Raw genomic sequence first — 18,004 nt, forward strand, 5'->3', positions numbered from 1 at the left:
AGTCGTGGACTTGCGCGGGAAGCAGGAACCAGACAACAAGGCGGCGGCGTAGCTTTAATCAGCTATGCACTGGTTTGTTTAGGTTCTGGAGAGCGGTTGCCATACAGTCAGTTGCCGCCCCCCGATGCGCGCCGCTCGCGCCCCCTGCGCTTGATGATCTCGCTGAAGGTTTCCGTCATGGGGCGTGATTCTCCGCTGGCAATGCCTTCGTCCCATAGCAGACGCAATTCCTCGACGGTGTATCCGTGCAAATCGCGGCGTTCTTTCCACTGGCGCAATGCCTCGCGGATGACCTCACTGGCGTTACCGAATTCGCCGCCCGCAACGGCCTGATCGACGACCGCAGCCAATTCCGGTGACAGGCTGACGCTGCGTTTCTCTACAATCGCCATGATCAAATCCTCCAAACCGGAATACGGTAGCATTTGTTGCTACCGCGAACAAGGGAGCTAATAACCGCTTGCCGCCGAAAGGCGGCCTGGTCGTTTCAGAGTCCTGCGGACATTGAGAGCATCGGAGCGCCGAGCATAGCGACCGTTCACGGTCGGCGCGGGAATTCTCGCATGGCATGATCGGTTCAAAGGGCAGCCATAGGAGCGCGAGCATAGCGACCCGGAGGGACGCACGGGACTGACTGCACCCGACTTGCCATTCCGAATCCAATCCCTGAAACGACGCGACGGAGCCTTTTGCTCCCCGAGTGACATTCCATAGTTGACACCGTTTTGAGGGCTCCGTACACATCGGCGAACCCGCGAATGTAATCGGAAGTGCTTGGAAAATCGCGGTGCCTTGGAAATCAGGGCTTTGGGTTGTACACGGTGCTTCGTCCCTCCGGGCCCACCATTTTCATTTTTATTTCAATAGGTTCGTGAGCGGCCTGCTGTTCGATCGTTTCCAGCCCGTTGTATTCGGTCTGGTGCGTTAGCGCCTCGCAGTTGAAAATTAAGCTTCTTCAGCCGCCTGGGAAGACGAAGGTTCTGGCCTTCCGTCGGCCGCGAAAATCGGCAATACCGTCGTTGAAGCCTCGCCCAATCTCGTCAAAGTGACGGGCGCAAAAGTCATTGTAGAATCGCCCAATGTGCAGCTCGGCGGCGAGGGCGGCAAAAAGATTGCCCGCATCGGTGACAAGGTGGATGTGGGGGCCGGTTCGTCTAAGGGCCGATGGCCCATTGTGGAAGGCTCGTCGCGGGTCTTCGCAGCAGACTAGCTGGCGGCTTGTACGGCCAACGGCAGGGATTGAACCTGCAACCCAAGTATTCAGCTTGGGATCGCTGTGGCGATGTGTCTACCAATTCCACCACGTTGGCTCATTCATATAGTCGGATGCCTCTAAGGGGCTCAACCCCGGATATTAGCGGCCCAGGGCTTCAGGCACATTCATGCAAAAATTCAAGGTTCGCACCGGCTGCGAGATCGCCGGGCAGTGGCGCGCGTCGCAGTCAATATTGAAGCCGTGAGGGATCGGCAACATCATGGCTGGACAGCCGCCTGTCGCTTGAACGCCGTCGCAAGGACGTTAATCAAGCCCTCGGCGACCGAAAGACTGCTGGCCGCGAACGTCAGCGGACCTGAGCATGCCGGACGGAGATAGAGATGGCTGGACCGCCGTCGCACCATCTGATCGCGCTCTGCGAATGCCTTTCCTGAACCTCGGCAGCGGTATCTCCGGAAAGACGATTGTGGGAGCGGCCTGATCGCCATCGCTGGGGGTGAAGAGCAAGGCTATTGTGAAGATGGCGTTCACTACCTCCGACAGAGCAGTGAAATGCTTGGTTTCGAGGGCCAAAGCGGGAAACAAATACGCGACAATCAAATCTGCGACGTCGATCAACAGCAGGGCCGGAATGATGACTCCAGGTTTCCAACCGATGTCACGAATTCGTGCCGCCTGGATGCTCAACTGCATCCAAAAGAAGCCCGCCACCGGCGGGACTACAGCCATCAACGTTGTTGATCTCGACGCGTCCAGATGAAGACCGAACACATACAGAGCAGGCAAAAACAGAAACATTAGGAAAAATGCGACGGGAACGATGATAAAGCCATAAAGAAAAAATCTGAGCCGTCCCACCCGTCCGCGAAAGCAAAACAAGCTGTCAATCATCTATGAAGTTCCCGCGAGCCTTTCCACAGGAAATCAGGGAGTCCCTTCAATCGGCTAAAGCGAATAATGAGAATTTTAAGTATACGGCCGCAGGCGAACACAATTGCAGGCTTCTTTTAAAAGCATCATGGGCCTGAATGGTTTCAGCCAAAGTATCCAGCGCGCGCATAGTGCTCGACACGCAGAATTTGAGCCAAAAGTCGATGGCCCACGCGTGCTCACTTGGGCGACACAGCAGATGCGAAATATGTCCTTACTTTCCGTGCTATGAAGGAACTGCTTGGTGAAGACAAGCCGCTCGCAGCGACTACGCGTCCGGAGTGTGCCGCCGTTCAGACCGCCCAATTTGCTGAACTTGACGCACATAACTATCGGTTGTTCGTCAGCAGTTGGTAGGGGTAGGTTGACCGTAGTCACATCGATCTTGGGCTGCGGCTGGTATTTAGGTGGCTCGGTTTGTCTGAACAGTTCCGGGCGTTGCGCATGGCTGCAGCGCATTTCAATAGGAAGAAGCCGACGTATGTCGGCGTAATTCCGGCGTTAGGCAATGCCTTCGACTGGTTGATCCAAAGAGAGGTCACAAATAACGAAAATATCTCTGTGTTGGATTTCGAGGAGTTCCGGCCACAAGCCCAACGATGTCTCTCGGTAAATCGGTTGTCCTTGGCGGTTCGCTCGATCGCTTCGCCCGGCCTACGGAAGTTCGATCTCGCTGTCCACCACGTGGTTGAGGCCGGTGCCTTCCGCCGTTAGCGTCATGCGGACCTTCAAAGTCTTTCCGCCGACCCGCCCTTGCGCACCGTCTCCTCGATCTTGCGCTGCGACGTGACGCCGACTTCCTTCAGGAACTTGCGGATCGACATGTTGAAGGCGTCTTCGCTTATGGCGGAACTCCTCTATGTGCAAAAAGGGATTGTAATGGAAGGAAAATCGTCAAGGAAGCAGGCAATCGCGCCGTGCCACAGAATCTGACGTGTAAAATTTCGGCCACCTAGATCGGCGTTAGGGGCAGCTTCGGGTCGAGACGCCACCTTTGCGACATCAGTGACAAGGCGGAAGCGACAGATGACCGCTCCCGGCCCAAAGCAGACTAGACGCCGGGTTTTAAAGGCCTGGCGCATGAATTGCGCGATGGATTTTGACTGGCCGCTTCTTCGTTGGGCTGCATGTACGTCTGGCGACTGTTCGGTGCGCGTCGCCAGACGTACTATTCGCTGGTCGTTATGACCATCCGGAACCGCGCCGCGCCACTCATCATCCGCTCATAGGCTTCTGCAGCCCGCTCGAGCGGCATCGTTTCGATCATCGGCCGAATGTTGGCGAGGGCGCTAAAAGCCAGAGTGTCCTCCGAGTCAATCGAGATCCCGGACGGCCATCCCTGAACGCCGCGGCGGCCGCCAATTAATAGAAACGGGGAGACCTCGATCGGATCGGGTGAAGCGCCAACCACGATCATCTTGCCATCAACGGCCAGCCCACCAAGTACCGCGCTCATCGCCTGCGAATTGGTAACGGTCGACAGGATCACACGGGCTCCACCCAATTTGCTTAGCTCAGAGGCGACATCCTGGACCGTGCTGTCAAGGTAGTGATGGGCACCAAGCTTGCGCGCCAACGGCTCCTTGTCGGCGCCGCGTGCGATGGCGACCGTGCGACATCCCATCTTCGCGGCGAATTGCACCCCAAGGTGACCGAGTCCACCGATACCAAGCACGGCAACAGTATCACCAGCACGAACGCCACTGTTGCGCAATGCGTTGTAGGTCGTGATCCCAGCACATAGAAGGGGGGCGGCCTCGGCCGCCTCGAGCTCATCAGGGATTGCAGCCAGAGCTTCGAAAGGCGCAACCATGTAGTCAGCATAGCCACCATCATAACTGATCCCCGGAATTTGCGCATTCTCACAGGTTATGAAATCGCCGCGTCGGCAGGAGCGACAATGTCCACAATGGCCGCCATGCCAGCCAACTCCGACGCGTTGGCCAGGTTTACAATTGGGCACCCGTTCGCCGACTTTCTCGATAACTCCGACCACTTCGTGGCCTGGTACCCGCGGGTAGGAAATGCCGGGAAATGCCCCCATCACCGTAAAAGCGTCGCTATGACATATTCCGCACGCCTGGACCTTGATCAAAACCTGGCCGGCAGCGGGGTTCGGAACCTCGCGTTCGACAAGTTCTAACGGTCCGTTGGCGTTTTTGACTTCAACAGCGCGCATACTTGGCATGGAACCCTCCTCAGATTAGGTCATCTCACGTTCAGCAGGCATTGACATCGTCCTCACCATAGCAGGCTTTGGCATGCGTGGCGGCATCTAATGCGCTGGAGACTCTTCTTCACCCCGCTCACTGCCTCCGAGCACATGGGCTGACAGGCGTGCAAGCAAGGAAAGGGGACTCGCACGACCTATTTGCCGTGACACGGGAGCATCTCGAGTTGTGCGCGACGTGGCTTGAGAGGCCGCTACCTGAGGAGGAAGCTTCCATCTATCGATAGCACGGACGCATTATCGCTACGGAGGTTGTTCGGGAGATTGCATCAGCTAAAGCCGCGGGTCGGCAGTTTTTCTTGTTCTCCAAAGTTGCAAATGTCGGCTCACTACGACAGACTTTTGGAGATCGGCCGTGGATTGTGATGCGCTTCGGTATGACCAGTGGGGACGGATTAAGGAATGTGTGCCGGGCGGCACGAAGGGCAAACGCGGCCCGCGCACGAACAACCGGCTGTTCCTGGACGCACTGTTGTGGATGGCTCGGTCCGGCGGTCGCTGGCGCGACTTGCCCGGACTGCTCGGCGATTACCGTTCGGTGAAACGGCGTTATTACCGCTGGATCGAAATGGGCGTCCTTGACGAGATGCTTTCAGTTCTAGCCCGCGAAGCTGACCTCGAATGGCCGATGATCGATAGCACCATCGTGCGGGCGCATCAGCATGCGGCAGGCGTTCGTAAGGTTAAGGGGGGCGGATGCCCAGGGCCTGGGTCGGTCTCGGGGCGGATTGAGCACCAAAATCCATGCTGCGACGGAGGCGCTCGGTCTTCCGGTCCGCCTGATCGCCAGTCCCGGCCAACGCCACGACATCACGTTGGCCCAAGATCTCATCGACGGCATCGATGCCGACGCAGCCATTGCCGATAGGGGATATGACGCAGACCATCTCCTCGACAAGATTACCGCGGCCGGAACCCAAGTCGTCATCCCGCCCAAGTGCAACAGGAAAATCCGGCGCTCCTACGACGTCGATCTTTACAAGGAGCGCAACAAGATCGAACGCGCAACCTTACCCTGCGGTCAGTTGCTGAGCTTGCATGGGCTTTAGGATGGGAACCAGAGTTCACGATGAAGCGGCGGGTGGGTGCGGCGAAATCCAGCCACGCGATGGGAGACCGTGTTCATTTGCCGCCTAAAGTCGCTGCTGCTGGCGGCAATATCGCTGTCTATTCATCTCCTGCAGCAACAACCGCAGGTCCGGTCAGATACCTTGAGGCTGCAGAGTAATGGTTGTCGTAGCTGACGCAATTTTCTGCGATGATATTCGGCAGGAAGTTACTGGAAAGTTCATTTTGATCGGAGTTTATCCTGGTGATTTGGTACCCGGAAGAATACCATCAAGTGTTCCAATGGGCGCTATGGTCAGGGTTCACGGATTGCAAAAAGGCGTCCATGAGGTTGAAATGGTTCTGACATCGCCTAACGGCCAGCGCGTCATCGAAGAGAAGAGTACTTTTGACCTCATCGAATCGCATACTCCAATGGTTTTGATTTTTGCCGGTTTTGTTATGCCAATCGACGGACCGGGAGAGATTACGCTTTCCATGAAGATTGCAGGGGAAGAACCAATTGCGAGCAAATTACCTGTAGTTTTGTCAAAGACGACCGAAATCGCGCCGTCTTAGCGAGCATATTATTCGCCATTGCTACACTACGCGGCCTTTAAGCTATTTTTATTTTACTGCTTCCATTGTTCTCCGAGATGTCGGGCCACGCGTGGAAGCTCGATGAGAGCGAGGCAGTCAACAAGCCCTCGAACTAGACTTAGACTAGGCCGCGTGTTTCGGCCTACCGCTTTGGCGTGGCCGATAGTGGGCGTGCATCAAGAGCGGGTCGCGCTGGCTTGCGCGTAGCAACATCTTGACGGCATGGCTTATCGGTGCGCCAGCCCGGTAGTTTTTCCATGTGCGAAGGCTGACGCCAAGGAAATCCGCCGCTTCGTTATTGGAAAGGCCGGCTTCCTCCTGCCACTTTCGTAGATCGTCCAAGGCGAAATCGCGCTGGTCTTCTGCGATCTGGAAAAGGTGATAGGCATCAATCGCCAGATCCTCGCCAACCCATTCGACCGTTGCACCGTAGTCCGTGACGGTTGCGGTTTTCCAGACTTCCGGCGATTTCAGCGGAGCCAGCAGTTCGCCACCCATTGCGATCCAGCCGACAAGATTGGCGGCGGATGCCGGGGCGTCCTTCCATTGAATATCAAGCGTGATGTTCGATGCTGGCGTAACGCTTTCGATGCGGGGCATGTCCATATCTGTTTCCTCCCTCAAGCGATGGGAAAGCGGGGGTTTGTCCGGTTCTACTCGGCGGGCAATCGCCGCTTTGTTCTTTGCCGAAGGGCGGTATCTTGTGCCTTGCGGGCCCAGCTTGCCGTGCAAGATTTCCGGCGTGGCAATCTCAACCAGTGCATCCCCATCCGGGGTGATGACGTGGAAGTGCGGGGGCAAATGGTTGTTCGCGTAGACCCGAATGATGATGTTTCCGATTTGAACCAGTTTGCCCATGTGCCCCTCACTTCGATGGGAAAACATAGGGCATATTATGCACCATATAAAGACACCCGGCGCAATTTTTACCCCAAAATATGGAGAGAAATTATGGCTTACACGCTGTCGGCGCGGAGCAATTCGCGCCCTATTGGAGTTCACCCTGATCTTGTGCGGGTCGTCGGCCGCGCAATCCAGATCACAGAGGTTGATTTCACCGTGCTTGAGGGCGTCCGCGACATCGGACGCCAAAAAGAAATGGTATCTTCCGGCGCATCCACGACGATGAATTCGCGGCATCGGCGGGCGGAGAACGGCTACGGCCATGCGGTCGATCTCGCGCTGGTCGTCAACGGCTCCGTCTCGTGGCTGGCCTCACTCTCTACGTGGCGTGGCGGAAGCTCTCATGACGCCATTCGATTACATCAAGATCGGAGGCGGCATCGTGATCGGTGCCGCATTGGCGATTGCGCCGGCCTATCTGGTTGGCAGGCATGCAGCCAAAACAGATATTGCGGCAACGCTTCAGGCTGGCCGCGTCACCATCCTCAAAGACGGACAAAAGATCGATGAAAAAGCTCTTCAGGCTGACGATAGATCGGCGGCTGCGTGCAGCCCGACAGCCAAGGCGATTGAGCCGTGCGACCTTCTGGTGCCGATCGCGAAAGCTGGCAAGGCAATTGCGCTACGCCTAGCATTCGGTCCGGCTCACGAGCCTTTCGAAGCAATACGATTTCGGGATGGTCTTCTTCGCAGCAATGGGAGCCGTTTCGCTCATCTTGGTCGATGATAACAGCGGCCCCGATGCTTGTTTGACGCCCGTGCTTGGCTTTTCAATGATGCTTTTCGCGTGTGATAGTGCGCTGAGAGGTCGAAAGGTGGTCTGGTGGATCAGATGCTTCCATAGCCGTTTCGATAGCCGGCAGTCCTAACGGCAGTTATTCAACCCACTTTGATGGGTTGAATAGTTTCGAAAAATGCATTAATTGATCCATTGAAAGGGTCAGTTAATGCGCCTAACGCTTCAAACCCATTTTGATGCCCAGTGGCATCACGCCGCGACGCTAGAACTCAAGGACGACGCGGCCGGCTTCCAGGGCGCGTCCATCGTCGATTACGATCTCGACTATTTCGTCACTGTGGCGTCTGCGGAGTTTGCAGCTGGAAAGACGGTCCGTGACCATCGGGTCTTGTCAGTCCGCTATCCCATTGATCTTGAAAATCGATATAGCCGCAGCTGGCCGCCGTACCTCTTGGATCTTATGCCACAGGGACATGCAAGGCGAAAGCTTGCCGACCACCTTGGGCTTGCTGAAGGCGCGCGTGCTTCCGATCTCCCTTTGCTTCTACGATCGGCCACAGGCGGCATTGGCAATATCCGTATCAAGGAAGCGGCAGAGGCCGAAACGGAACGGCTGCGCGGTGTTGAGCGCCAAGGAGTTACGGAAACGGAAATCCTTGAGCGGTCAGATCGCTTCATGGAAGTCACCGATCGCTTTGGAATGCTCGCCTCCGGCTCCAGTGGCTTGCAAGGCGAATGGCCGAAGGTCTCCATGACGCAGGCAAATGACGGACTCTACTATCCTGACAGCTTCGTGACCGATGATGAGGCCGCGCGCCCCGTCATCGTCAAGCTGTTGCGCAGCAATGAGCCTGTGGACCGCCTGATTCTCGAAGGCAAAGCCCTTTATTCGCGGATCGCTCAAGAGATCGGCCTGAATGTCAGTGAACCATCAACCTATGCCGAAGGCGTCCTAATCATTCCCCGTTTCGACCGGAAGAAGAGAGAAGGCGGCGGGACCGTCCGGCTGGGCCAGGAAAGCCTCGTGTCCGCGATCGGCGTTGCCGATTTCGGCCATGTCGGCACGCATGAGGCCTATATCGACGTTCTCCGCCAACATTCGGCCGATCCCTTCGCGGACGTTGTTGAATACCTGAAGCGCGACATCGCCAACCTGGCGCTCGGCAATCCCGACAATCACGGCCGGAACTCCGCACTCAGCAAGCACCAAGACGGCACGATCCGCCTGTCTCCGCTCTTTGATTTCGCACCAATGCGGCTCGCCAAGGAGGGAATCGTTCGTTCCACCCGCTGGGCCATTATGCGTGACGGTGGTCGCGATCATCTTCCCGATTGGAAGCAGATTTGCACTGAACTGATGCCAAATCCTGCAGAGCAGAAAGCACTTGCGGCTGCGCTTTCCGAATTTGCCGAACATCTGCGCCAGGCTCCGGCTATGGCGAAAGACATGAGTGCGGCCTCGGAAATTCTGGAGCGCGCAATGGGACGCTGCATTGAGATCGCGGATAGCGTTCTGGCGGCGTGCCAGTGATGCCGGAGGACAGCTGAATGGCTCGCTGGAAAAAACCCACGAAAGACGAGATTCTCGAAAATCGGCGAACACTGGCGGAGCGCGCTCGAACAGGCGGCTTGAGGCTGCCTGGTGCTGTGGCCGAAATCCGAAAGGGCTTCGGCATGACTCAGGAGGAGTTCGCAAAAACGCTTGCGCTAACGCGGCGACAAATTGCTGAAATCGAAGCTGGAGTGGCGAACCCTACGCTGGAGACCTTGGAAAGAATAGGGCGCCTGTTCGGATTTGCCGTAGGCTTTGTACCGAAGGCCGAGAACCGAACGGACACTCAAAACTGACGGAACCCAAGGCAGCCGTATCACATGCGGAGCAAAAGTCGCTCGTCAGTGAGCGCAACGAACGCGCCACCTTGTGGACGGCGCGAGTTTCCGTCGATTGCTCTCGGTAAGCGGCGCGGGTGACCGCGTAAAGCTGGGTTACTGCTGCTCGAATATGGAGATGAGCCGTTGCTCGGATTTTTCGCCTCTCTGGTGGTGAGAGGCGAAACAGCATTTTTGAGAGCTGCGGATTGACGGCCATGATCGGGGTGATGATGGGCTTCGGTGTTGCCAATAAGATCCATGCCTCGCCACCCAGCCCCAGGGCAAACCCGATCGCCCAGGCGTCGACGATGGTTTTGCCCTTATCCTGCATGAAGATCGGATAATAGTTGCCAGGCGCGTTTGGCGAGAAGATGGTCCACTTCGTCATGCCGATTGAGCACGGTGTTGACGAGGCGTTCCTCGAGTGAGCCGGGCTTGGTTTGAGGCATGGTTCCCCCGAACACATTCGGCAGCCAGACACTCCTCCTTCGTCATCAGCCCCACCAGTCTCGCTGTTCGTCGCAGAGCACGACCTTCCAGTTGCGCCATTTGATGCCTTCTAATCGGTCAGCCACGTACACCAGGAAGGACTCGCGATTGGACTTGGCTTTTGCCAAGCAGGAAATCGCTCTGATCGACACCGTCAAATGGCGCGATCGTTGGGAACATTAGCGCCGACCAGCTTCGCGAAGGTGGTAAAGGTATCCACCTCGCGGACGATATAAACTGACGAGCGGTTCGATTCCTTTTGCGTGGGACGCAACTTACTGATTCTGGTCCTGATTCCAATTGCTGCCCAAGGACCCCTCGCAGTAAAGGACAGGGCAACCACCATCACGGGCTGGTATCAAGGAACCGGCGGCTTCCGTCCCGCTGCTGCATTGTGCGCCGTCAACGACATATCGGTCGTAGAGTGGCGCCCCCCCAGAGGACGGGGTGAAGTAGTGAAGGATGACCGCTCGCTCCCTGCTGAGGGCATCGTGGATCGCTGCGCATGTCATTGCAGCAGAGCTGTATCGATTGATGGCCAGCGCATCGCCTGCTGGAAACGCGAGTGCTGCAACCAGGCAGCCCGCAGTCCATAGGCAACTTCTCAATTCGCGATATGTCGGTACACCGGGCATACTCGTCTCCTTCCGTGAATGAACACGTGGTCAACTGGAATGACGGGCCTGATATTCGGTCGCAGATTAAATATGCGAAATAGCTAATATACAATCGCGAGTCTCCACGAGGAACGGATGCAGGAACACATTGTCGTGTACGAACAGCGGGGCCACCGCCGGCGAGCTTTGGTCGGGAACGCTTGACGCTCCGCGACAGTTAGACAATTAGAAGAGCAAGTTCCTTCCAGATCGCCGCGCTATAGCTCCGTAATCTACATTCCCAGGCAATCGTTATCGTCATCGCGGCGAACGATGGCGGTGAGAGGGTGAACGACAAGCTAAAACTGTGACCATTGATTGAAATATTTGGAAAATCGTGCGGCTTCTCTTGTCCGAAACGTCGTCAGCGCACTGGTGCTATCGGTGCGAACGGATCCCTGAACAAATCTATTGCACGATGGTATTGGTGGTCACGGCGACCACGAATTTCGCCTGACGGCCGATACCAAGGCACAATATACTTTTGGATGGCCAAGGCGTAGGTTTCTGCGGGCGAGCGCGCGCGGAAGACGGCTATGGACGGCAAGCAAAGCCTCATTCTCAACTCTGTGGCGGCCATGGTCTGGACGATGCGATCAGACGGTGGGACTCAGTTCCTGAACCGCAGGTGTGCGGAATACGCGGGCATCAGGGACGACGATTGCATCGGTTGGCTGGCGGCGATTGACCCAGCGGCCGTGTCGGCGCTCGTCGAGCGCATGCATTCCTGCCACTCGGGGGAAAGATTTGCCGCGATGGAAGCCCGCATCCGACGATCGGACGGCCAATACCGGACATTCTTCATTAATTGCAGCCAAGTTGCCGAAGGTCTCGATCGCGAGGCTGAATGGTGTGCGACTGCGATTGAAGTCGATGATGTTGTCCATTCACCCGCCCCCTTTCTGCGTTCCAATGATGATTTCCAGGCAGATAAGGCCGGCCGAGCGAGCGAGGAAAATTTCCGCAAGATCATCAATGCTCTTCCAACGCTCGCGTGGAGCACGCGACCCGACGGTTATTGCGATTTTCTCAGTGACCGCTGGCTTGAATATACGGGCTTCACACATGAGCAGGCCGAAGGATGGGCGTGGGCCGCGGCGCTCCACCCCGACGACGCGAAAGGCCTTGAAATCCATTGGAGAACCGCACTGGCGTCGGGCGTCGCTGTCGACGCCGAAGCCCGCTTGCGCCGTTTCGATGGAGAGTATCGATGGTTCCTTTTCAGGGCTAACCCTCTTCGGGACGACATGGGCAATGTCATCAAATGGTACGGGATCAACATCGACATCGAAGACCGCAAACGAGCCGACGAGGCACTGCGCGAAAGCGAGCGTGGCCTGCGCAAGATCATCAATACAATACCGACGACGGCCTGGACCACCCGCGCGGATGGCTACTGTGACTTCTTGAGCGATCGCTGGTTGGACTACGCAGGCCTTACGCTGGAACAGGCCGAAGGGTGGGGATGGGCCGCGGTCATTCATCCTGACGATGCGGAAGAGGCTTTAGAGTACTGGAGGGCTGCGCTCGCCGCTGGCACTCCCGTCGACACGGAAATGCGCATGCGCCGCTTTGACGGCGAATACAGGTGGTTTCTCATCCGGGGCAACCCATTGCGCGACGATCAAGGCAGCATCATCAAGTGGTGTGGGACGACCATTGACATTGAGGACCGAAAGCGTGCCGACGAGGCACTGAGAACAAGTGAATTCAATCTTCGAAAGATCATCAACGCCATCCCAACGGCGGCTTGGTCCACCAGGCCGGACGGATATTGCGAATTTGTAAATGACCGTTGGCTTGACTACACAGGGTTTACGCCCGAACAAGCCGAGGGATGGGCGTGGGCCGCAGCGCTCCACCCTGACGACGCGAAAAGGCTTGAAACGCATTGGCGGGGTGCGCTGGCGTCAGGTGTCGCGGTCGACGTGGAGGCCCGTATGCGCCGTTTCGATGGCGAGTATCGCTGGTTTCTTTTCAGGGCCAATCCCCTTCGGGACCAAGCAGGAAATGTCATCAAGTGGTACGGGATCAATATAGACATCGAAGACCGCAAACGGGCCAGCGAGGCATTACAGGAAAGCGAGCGCCAGTCACGCCTGGTCGTCGACTCGATTCCTGGGCTCGTAGCGGTGTTCGGGCCGGACGGAGAAATACAGGGCTTGAATCAGCAGTTTCTCGCTTATCTTGGACAAACGCTCGAGGAATTCGCAAACTGGCCAACCAATGGCACCGTCCACCCGGATGATCTTACCCGGCACGTCGAAACCTTGGATCATTCCCTTGCCTCGGGTCAGGTGATCGATTTTGAGACGCGACTGCGACGCTTCGATGGTGTGTATCGCTGGTTCCAGATTCGCGGCACTCCAACCCGGGACGGCGACGGAAAAATCGCCAGCTGGTATTGCCTGATGACCGACGTGGAAGACCTGAAGCGCATCGAAGCGCAGTTGCGCAACAGCAAGTCTTTTCTGGCTGACGCCCAACGCCTCAGCCAAACGGGGAGCTTTGCGTGGAAGCTCGCAACAGACGAGATGACCTGGTCGGACGAGACCTACCGCCTCTACGAGTTTGACCCAGACACTCCGATATCCTTCGACCTTATTAGGACCCGCGTGCATCCGGACAATCTGCCGGCACTGAAGCAAGTCATGGAACAAGCGAAACGTGATCAGGTCGACTTCGACTACGAGACCCGCTTGTTGATGCCGGACAGGTCGATCAAGTACCTGCGGGTCGTGGCCCACAAGCAAATGGATAAGGACGGTCAATGGGAACTGCGGGGCGCAGTTCAGGATGTGACCGCCAGCCGTGTTGCCGAGCAGGCGCTGAGCAAGGCTCGAGCCGACCTTTCACATGTGGCCCGTGTTTCCAGCCTGGGGGCGCTCACCGCCTCAATTGCACACGAGGTCAATCAACCATTGTCCGGGATAATAACCAATGCCAGCACCTGTTTGCTCATGTTGGATGGCGATCCTCCCAACATTGAGATCGCGAAGGAAGCGGCTGGCCGGGCGATCCGCGACGGAAATCGGGCAGCTGAGGTGATCACGAGGCTTCGCGCGCTGTTTGGCAAAAAAACCGTCGCGATCGAAACCGTCGACCTGCGCGAGGCCCTAAATGAAATTATCGCAATTTCCTGGGGTGATCTTCAACGTGCCAAAGTCATTCTGCGTACCGATTTCGCCAATGGGCAAATTCTAGTTGCAGGCGATCGCATCCAGCTTCAACAGGTGATCATGAACCTCCTGCGGAACGCCATCGAGGCGTTGAACGAAGTCGAGGACCGGCCGCGACATTTGCTCATCCGAACGGAACTTTGCGATGATGGTCGGGTTCAACTGTCGCTCAAGGATTCGGGAGTTGGCGTCGGGCCAGCTGATCTCGATAGGATATTTGAAGCCTTCTACACCACGAAGAATGACGGGATGGGTATCGGGTTGTCCGTTTGCCGCACCATTATCGAGAACCACAAGGGCCGACTATGGGCAAGTGTCGACGGTACTCCTGGTGTGACGGTCTCGTTCTCATTGCCTAGTATTCCTGGAGCTGCGAATGCTTTGCGTTCGACTGAAAGGCAAGATAAAAACACCGTGAGGATTTCATGAATCCGCTGCATCCCCTCGTATCGGTTGTTGACGATGATGAATCGGTGCGAGAGTCTTTGCCCGATCTGTTGAAGGCCTTCGGTCTCCGCGTTGAAACGTTCTCTTCGGCCGAAGACTTTCTGGTGTCGGGGAGTGTCGGAAATACGAAGTGCCTAATTCTCGATGTCGCCATGCCAAATATGACAGGTCCTGAATTGCAGCATGAGTTGAAGGCACGCGGCACCAACGTGCCGATTGTCTTTATCACTGGGGTGAGAGACGAGAATGTTCGCGGCCGACTCATCGAGGATGGCGCGATAGATTGTCTGTTCAAGCCGTTCAGTCACACAGACCTTCGCCAAGCGCTCATGACGGCACTGGATGAAGGGTAAGTTCTTTGCATTTGTCAATTCGAGAGATATGATTTCGAAACAATCGATGGGTGGTCAATATGCATGTTGACAAGAAGATGGCAGACACCATCCAGCACCCGGCGCCAATCGTGTTCGTCGTGGACGACGACAGTTCCGTTCGCGACTCTTTAGAATTGCTAATTGGCGCGTGCGGTTGGCAGCCCATCGTTTTCGAAACTGCCGAACAGTTTCTCTCGTCTGCGCAGCCTGCTACTCCGAATTGCTTGATACTGGACGTGAACCTTCCGGACCTCGATGGGTTTGAAGTGCAACGCCATGTCTCCGACCGAACAGACCTTCCGATCATTTTCCTCACCGGCTATGGTGACGTTCCGATGACCGTCAGGGCGATGAAGGGCGGAGCCGCGGAATTTCTCACGAAACCGTATGAAGTTGACGTGCTTCTGGAAGCCATTCGGCAAGCTCTCGACCGCAGCCGGCAATCGCAGGCGAGCGATGTATTTCTCCAGGGGTTGCGCGGCCGTTACGCCTCGCTTAGCCCGCGTGAGCAACAGGTGATGGCTCTGGTGGTGTCCGGCCTGCTCAACAAGCAGGTCGGTTTTGAACTGGGCATCAGCGAAATCACCGTAAAGGCGCACCGAGGTCAGGTCATGCGGAAGATGCAGGCGCGAACCCTTCCGGAACTCGTGATCATGGCCGCAAAGCTTGACGGCGCTCTCCACTGAATGTGAGGCTCTTTTGCTTGTGCAACGGATCGGGCTGAACGCCCGATCCGCAGTGCCGATGAAGGCTAAACCCGCGCTCCAGGTCAAATTTCCTTTCGCAGCGAACGAAAACCAGTTCTCAGTTCTTCCGTGAGGAGCATCGGTTGTTCCCACGCGGCGAAGTGCCCGCCTTTTGGGAGCTTGTTGAAGTGAACAAGGTTGGGATAGGCACGCTCCGCCCAGCTGCGCGGGGTCTGATAAAGTTCGTCGGGGAAGACGCTGACGGCAACCGGCACCTTGACGCCCTTGGGGCTGAAGAAACCGAGCTTGTTCTCCCAGTAGAGGCGTGCCGACGATACCGCCGTATTGGTTAGCCAGAACAGAGTGACATTGTCGAGCACGTCGTCGGGCGACATTCCCTCGGGCTGTCCATCGAACGATCGCGCGATCATTTCCAGACTGCGTGCGTCGTGGTCAAGAAGGAAGGTGGCGAGCCCGATAGGCGAGTCGGCAAATCCGGCCATCGTCTGCGGGCGCGTCCCCATCCAGAAAGCATAGTAGACATGCTTGTAGAAGAAGACGAGCTGCTCGTACGTGCTTTTTTCTTCATCGTCCAGACCCGCCGGGGCAGGTTGACCGGCGAGGGAGGCCTGGTCTATTTCGGCAGGAATCGCGCCGGGCATGTTGGTCAGAATGCCGAGCAGTTCCGGTGGTGCCTGCACGCCGATCAGGTCTGTGATGACCGCGCCCCAGTCGCCGCCTTGGGCGACGAACCGCGTGTAGCCGAGGCGACGCATGAGTTCGATCCAAGAAGTGGCAATACGCTCCGCATTCCAGCCGGTTGCCGTTGGCTTGCCGGAGAAACCATAACCGGGCATCGACGGAATCACCACATGAAAGGCGTCCGCTTCGATGCCGCCATGCGCTGTGGGATTGGTGAGCGGCTCGATGATCTTCAATTGCTCGACCACGGAACCCGGCCATCCATGGGTCACGATGATCGGCAGCGCATTCTCATGCTTGGAGCGGACGTGGACGAAATGAATGTCCAGGCCGTCGATCTCGGTGATGAAATTCGGATAGTTGTTGAGACGCGCCTCGACCTTGCGCCAGTCATACTCAGTCCGCCAATAGTCCAAAAGCTGCTGGATGGTCTTGAGCGGCACACCTTGTGAAAAGTCGGCGACAGTTTCCCTGTCGGGCAAACGCGTGTTCGCCAGCCGGCGGCGGAGGTCGGCGAGCTGATCGTCGGTGGCCTTGTAGCTGAACGGCCGAATTTCGTTTGTCTGGACGGAAGTAGCAGCGGTGCCAGCGAACAGGCCAACGGTATCGACGGCGGCTGCGACGGCTGAGCTGGCGAGTACGTCGCGACGTGTGATCAAACTTGATATCGACATAGTATCCTCCTGACTGACGCGGATTAGCTCCATGCGCGGTGAATTGTAGGAGGCTATCGACTTTCATCTATTGTGCGATGGTATCGGCGATACCATCGTATAGGTGTGCGTTCTGTCGGGTACTACAAGCTATTGGCCATTCTATCGCAGCCAAAATCTACGGGCAGGGCACGTGTTTGGATCACCAAAGCCTTTGGCACCAACGTTTGGCAGCATGTCCCCAAAGGGCGGTGCTGCGCAGCCGAAATTGCTCCGCATCGCAGCTCGCAGCTAGATATTCGTTGCCTAACGGGAAGTATTTCTGCGATCATTTAAAGATCCGTCGCGACGTTAGAACCGACCGATGTCCAGCGGGTTACCTCGTCAACGAAAGGAGCTGACCATGCCGTTTCCACCACCAAGATCCCAGGATTTGCGCCAGCGTTTGGAGGAATTGAAGGTGGCGGCCGAATACGCCCTGGAGGAAGTTGTCGCCTCAGCGAACGAAGCGGGGTGGGGCACGCAAGAGGTGCTTGGAGCACTGGTCGAGGCGGCTCGCTCTCTGGGGGACGCCAACAGTGCGGACCGGGATCCTGCTAATGACCCGCCGATTGGCGACGCAGTTCGCAAACAGATCGGGCATGGTGAACAATTCGATTGAAGCGTGTTGCCGATAATCCTTGTTCTTTTAGGCGGACGCCAAGCTTGATGGAGAACGCGATGAGCACCAACGACACGAATGCGACGCCCGAGCAGCGACGCCCCGAGGATATGAATCCAGTACCGGAGAAACCCGAAAAGGCGGACAAGGAATCGCTCGCGCCGGCAACCGTCCAGCCCGCTGGCAGCAAAGACGAGAGTGAGCGACCGATCGTCAATCCGATAACCGGTGCGGCCCTATGATGTTTCGGAGGTGATAGAGCCGACAAGCCTCCCGGCATCTAGGCTTCCCTGCCTTGTAAGCCATGTGGCGCTCACTTCTCGCGGGCTGCGAGCTGTCGTTGAACAAACTCCTCATCCAGCACTCGAACCTGCCTTATTCGCGAGGATTGAAAACGCGGTAGCGAAGCCATTTCGCGAGGTGACATCAAATTTTTGTACATCCCGGCAACCATCCTCAAGTTCGCGTGTTCTTCACACAGTCTCGAGGAGGACCAAGGAATGAAAACGAATCTATCCATTGCCGCACTGACAGTACTGCTTTCCGCTGGCGTCAGTTTCGCCCAACAAGCCCCCGACACGGCGACGCCGCCAGTTCAACAGCCACCCCAGACCGAAAAC

15 protein-coding genes, 1 tRNA gene and 2 pseudogenes are annotated in these 18,004 nt (G+C 56.8%); 11 read left to right on the top strand and 7 right to left on the bottom strand.

Going from position 1 to position 18,004, the window contains the following annotated elements; genetic code table 11:
• Nucleotides 1-107: 107 nt before the first annotated feature.
• The 3 genes from PY650_RS33675 to PY650_RS33685 form a co-directional block, all read right to left on the bottom strand.
• Nucleotides 108-392: a type II toxin-antitoxin system ParD family antitoxin gene (locus PY650_RS33675; protein ID WP_285884313.1), complete on the bottom strand. Its 285-nt coding sequence runs from the start codon at nt 390-392 to the stop codon at nt 108-110.
• 832 nt (nt 393-1,224) lie between these two features.
• Nucleotides 1,225-1,310 (bottom strand) — tRNA-OTHER (locus tag PY650_RS33680).
• A gap of 209 nt (nt 1,311-1,519) precedes the next feature.
• A complete protein-coding gene (locus PY650_RS33685) occupies nt 1,520-2,107 on the bottom strand; it encodes a DUF805 domain-containing protein (RefSeq protein WP_285884314.1) in 588 nt (195 codons plus the stop codon).
• Nucleotides 2,108-2,563: 456 nt separating this feature from the next.
• Here PY650_RS33685 and PY650_RS33690 point away from each other — a divergent pair, with 456 nt between their 5' ends.
• Nucleotides 2,564-2,860: a hypothetical protein gene (locus PY650_RS33690; RefSeq protein WP_285884328.1), complete on the top strand. Its 297-nt coding sequence runs from the start codon at nt 2,564-2,566 to the stop codon at nt 2,858-2,860.
• Here the strand turns inward: PY650_RS33690 and PY650_RS33695 are convergent.
• Together PY650_RS33695 and PY650_RS33700 are read right to left on the bottom strand one after the other, a co-directional pair.
• Nucleotides 2,801-2,991 (bottom strand): annotated as a pseudogene (locus PY650_RS33695) (DUF6494 family protein). The gene PY650_RS33690 and the pseudogene PY650_RS33695 overlap by 60 nt on opposite strands.
• Nucleotides 2,992-3,314: 323 nt before the next feature.
• Nucleotides 3,315-4,334, bottom strand: coding sequence for an alcohol dehydrogenase (locus PY650_RS33700; RefSeq protein WP_285884315.1), 1,020 nt, complete (start codon nt 4,332-4,334; stop codon nt 3,315-3,317).
• A 397-nt stretch (nt 4,335-4,731) separates the two neighbouring features.
• On the opposite strand from PY650_RS33700, the pseudogene PY650_RS33705 reads away from it, so the two are divergent.
• Nucleotides 4,732-5,380 (top strand): annotated as a pseudogene (locus PY650_RS33705) (IS5 family transposase); the annotation flags it as partial.
• 223 nt (nt 5,381-5,603) lie between these two features.
• Complete coding sequence (locus tag PY650_RS33710) at nt 5,604-6,002, top strand: DUF6941 family protein (protein WP_285884316.1); 399 nt, start codon at nt 5,604-5,606, stop codon at nt 6,000-6,002.
• A gap of 144 nt (nt 6,003-6,146) precedes the next feature.
• Here PY650_RS33710 and PY650_RS33715 read toward each other — a convergent pair whose 3' ends face one another.
• The gene (locus tag PY650_RS33715; protein WP_285884317.1) at nt 6,147-7,115 is read right to left on the bottom strand and encodes a DUF4160 domain-containing protein; all 969 of its coding nucleotides are present in this window, start codon (nt 7,113-7,115) and stop codon (nt 6,147-6,149) included.
• Here PY650_RS33715 and PY650_RS37715 point away from each other — a divergent pair.
• From PY650_RS37715 to PY650_RS33745, 6 genes are all read left to right on the top strand, one after another.
• Entirely contained in the window at nt 7,035-7,436 is a 402-nt protein-coding gene (locus PY650_RS37715; protein WP_490390937.1) for a M15 family metallopeptidase domain-containing protein, read from the top strand. The genes PY650_RS33715 and PY650_RS37715 overlap by 81 nt on opposite strands.
• Before the next feature lie 437 nt (nt 7,437-7,873).
• The gene (locus PY650_RS33725) at nt 7,874-9,196 is read left to right on the top strand and encodes a type II toxin-antitoxin system HipA family toxin (protein WP_285884319.1); all 1,323 of its coding nucleotides are present in this window, start codon (nt 7,874-7,876) and stop codon (nt 9,194-9,196) included.
• A 17-nt stretch (nt 9,197-9,213) separates the two neighbouring features.
• On the top strand, nt 9,214-9,513 hold the full coding sequence (locus tag PY650_RS33730; RefSeq protein WP_285884320.1) for a helix-turn-helix transcriptional regulator: 300 nt from the start codon (nt 9,214-9,216) through the stop codon (nt 9,511-9,513).
• Between the two features lie 1,705 nt (nt 9,514-11,218).
• Entirely contained in the window at nt 11,219-14,290 is a 3,072-nt protein-coding gene (locus PY650_RS33735) for a PAS domain-containing protein (protein ID WP_285884321.1), read from the top strand.
• A complete protein-coding gene (locus PY650_RS33740) occupies nt 14,287-14,661 on the top strand; it encodes a response regulator (protein ID WP_285884322.1) in 375 nt (124 codons plus the stop codon). Before PY650_RS33735 ends, PY650_RS33740 begins: the two co-directional genes overlap by 4 nt.
• 77 nt (nt 14,662-14,738) lie before the next feature.
• A complete protein-coding gene (locus PY650_RS33745) occupies nt 14,739-15,368 on the top strand; it encodes a response regulator transcription factor (protein ID WP_285884323.1) in 630 nt (209 codons plus the stop codon).
• An 83-nt stretch (nt 15,369-15,451) separates the two neighbouring features.
• Here PY650_RS33745 and PY650_RS33750 read toward each other — a convergent pair whose 3' ends face one another.
• Nucleotides 15,452-16,744, bottom strand: a complete 1,293-nt coding sequence (locus PY650_RS33750; protein ID WP_285884324.1) for an epoxide hydrolase family protein — start codon at nt 16,742-16,744, stop codon at nt 15,452-15,454.
• Nucleotides 16,745-17,126: 382 nt separating this feature from the next.
• Here PY650_RS33750 and PY650_RS33755 point away from each other — a divergent pair, with 382 nt between their 5' ends.
• Together PY650_RS33755 and PY650_RS33760 are read left to right on the top strand one after the other, a co-directional pair.
• Nucleotides 17,127-17,384 carry a hypothetical protein gene (locus PY650_RS33755; RefSeq protein ID WP_285884325.1) on the top strand — a complete coding sequence of 86 codons (258 nt, stop codon included), beginning with the start codon at nt 17,127-17,129 and terminating at the stop codon, nt 17,382-17,384.
• Between the two features lie 59 nt (nt 17,385-17,443).
• Complete coding sequence (locus tag PY650_RS33760) at nt 17,444-17,626, top strand: hypothetical protein (protein WP_285884327.1); 183 nt, start codon at nt 17,444-17,446, stop codon at nt 17,624-17,626.
• Nucleotides 17,627-18,004: the final 378 nt, after the last annotated feature.

The sequence above is a fragment of the Martinezella calliandrae genome (assembly GCF_030272695.1).
GTDB lineage: Bacteria > Pseudomonadota > Alphaproteobacteria > Rhizobiales > Rhizobiaceae > Rhizobium > Rhizobium calliandrae.

Bases quoted from the DNA above. Each gene is read 5' to 3' on its own strand.
- PY650_RS33750 (WP_285884324.1), bottom strand. From the start codon at position 16,744: ATGTCGATATCAAGTTTGATCACACGTCGCGACGTACTCGCCAGCTCA.
- PY650_RS33675 (WP_285884313.1), bottom strand. From the start codon at position 392: ATGGCGATTGTAGAGAAACGCAGCGTCAGCCTGTCACCGGAATTGGCT.
- PY650_RS33735 (WP_285884321.1), top strand. From the start codon at position 11,219: ATGGACGGCAAGCAAAGCCTCATTCTCAACTCTGTGGCGGCCATGGTC.
- PY650_RS33730 (WP_285884320.1), top strand. From the start codon at position 9,214: ATGGCTCGCTGGAAAAAACCCACGAAAGACGAGATTCTCGAAAATCGG.
- PY650_RS33710 (WP_285884316.1), top strand. From the start codon at position 5,604: ATGGTTGTCGTAGCTGACGCAATTTTCTGCGATGATATTCGGCAGGAA.
- PY650_RS33745 (WP_285884323.1), top strand. From the start codon at position 14,739: ATGGCAGACACCATCCAGCACCCGGCGCCAATCGTGTTCGTCGTGGAC.
- PY650_RS33755 (WP_285884325.1), top strand. From the start codon at position 17,127: ATGCCGTTTCCACCACCAAGATCCCAGGATTTGCGCCAGCGTTTGGAG.
- PY650_RS33760 (WP_285884327.1), top strand. From the start codon at position 17,444: ATGAGCACCAACGACACGAATGCGACGCCCGAGCAGCGACGCCCCGAG.
- PY650_RS33685 (WP_285884314.1), bottom strand. From the start codon at position 2,107: ATGATTGACAGCTTGTTTTGCTTTCGCGGACGGGTGGGACGGCTCAGA.
- PY650_RS33725 (WP_285884319.1), top strand. From the start codon at position 7,874: ATGCGCCTAACGCTTCAAACCCATTTTGATGCCCAGTGGCATCACGCC.
- PY650_RS33700 (WP_285884315.1), bottom strand. From the start codon at position 4,334: ATGCCAAGTATGCGCGCTGTTGAAGTCAAAAACGCCAACGGACCGTTA.
- PY650_RS33740 (WP_285884322.1), top strand. From the start codon at position 14,287: ATGAATCCGCTGCATCCCCTCGTATCGGTTGTTGACGATGATGAATCG.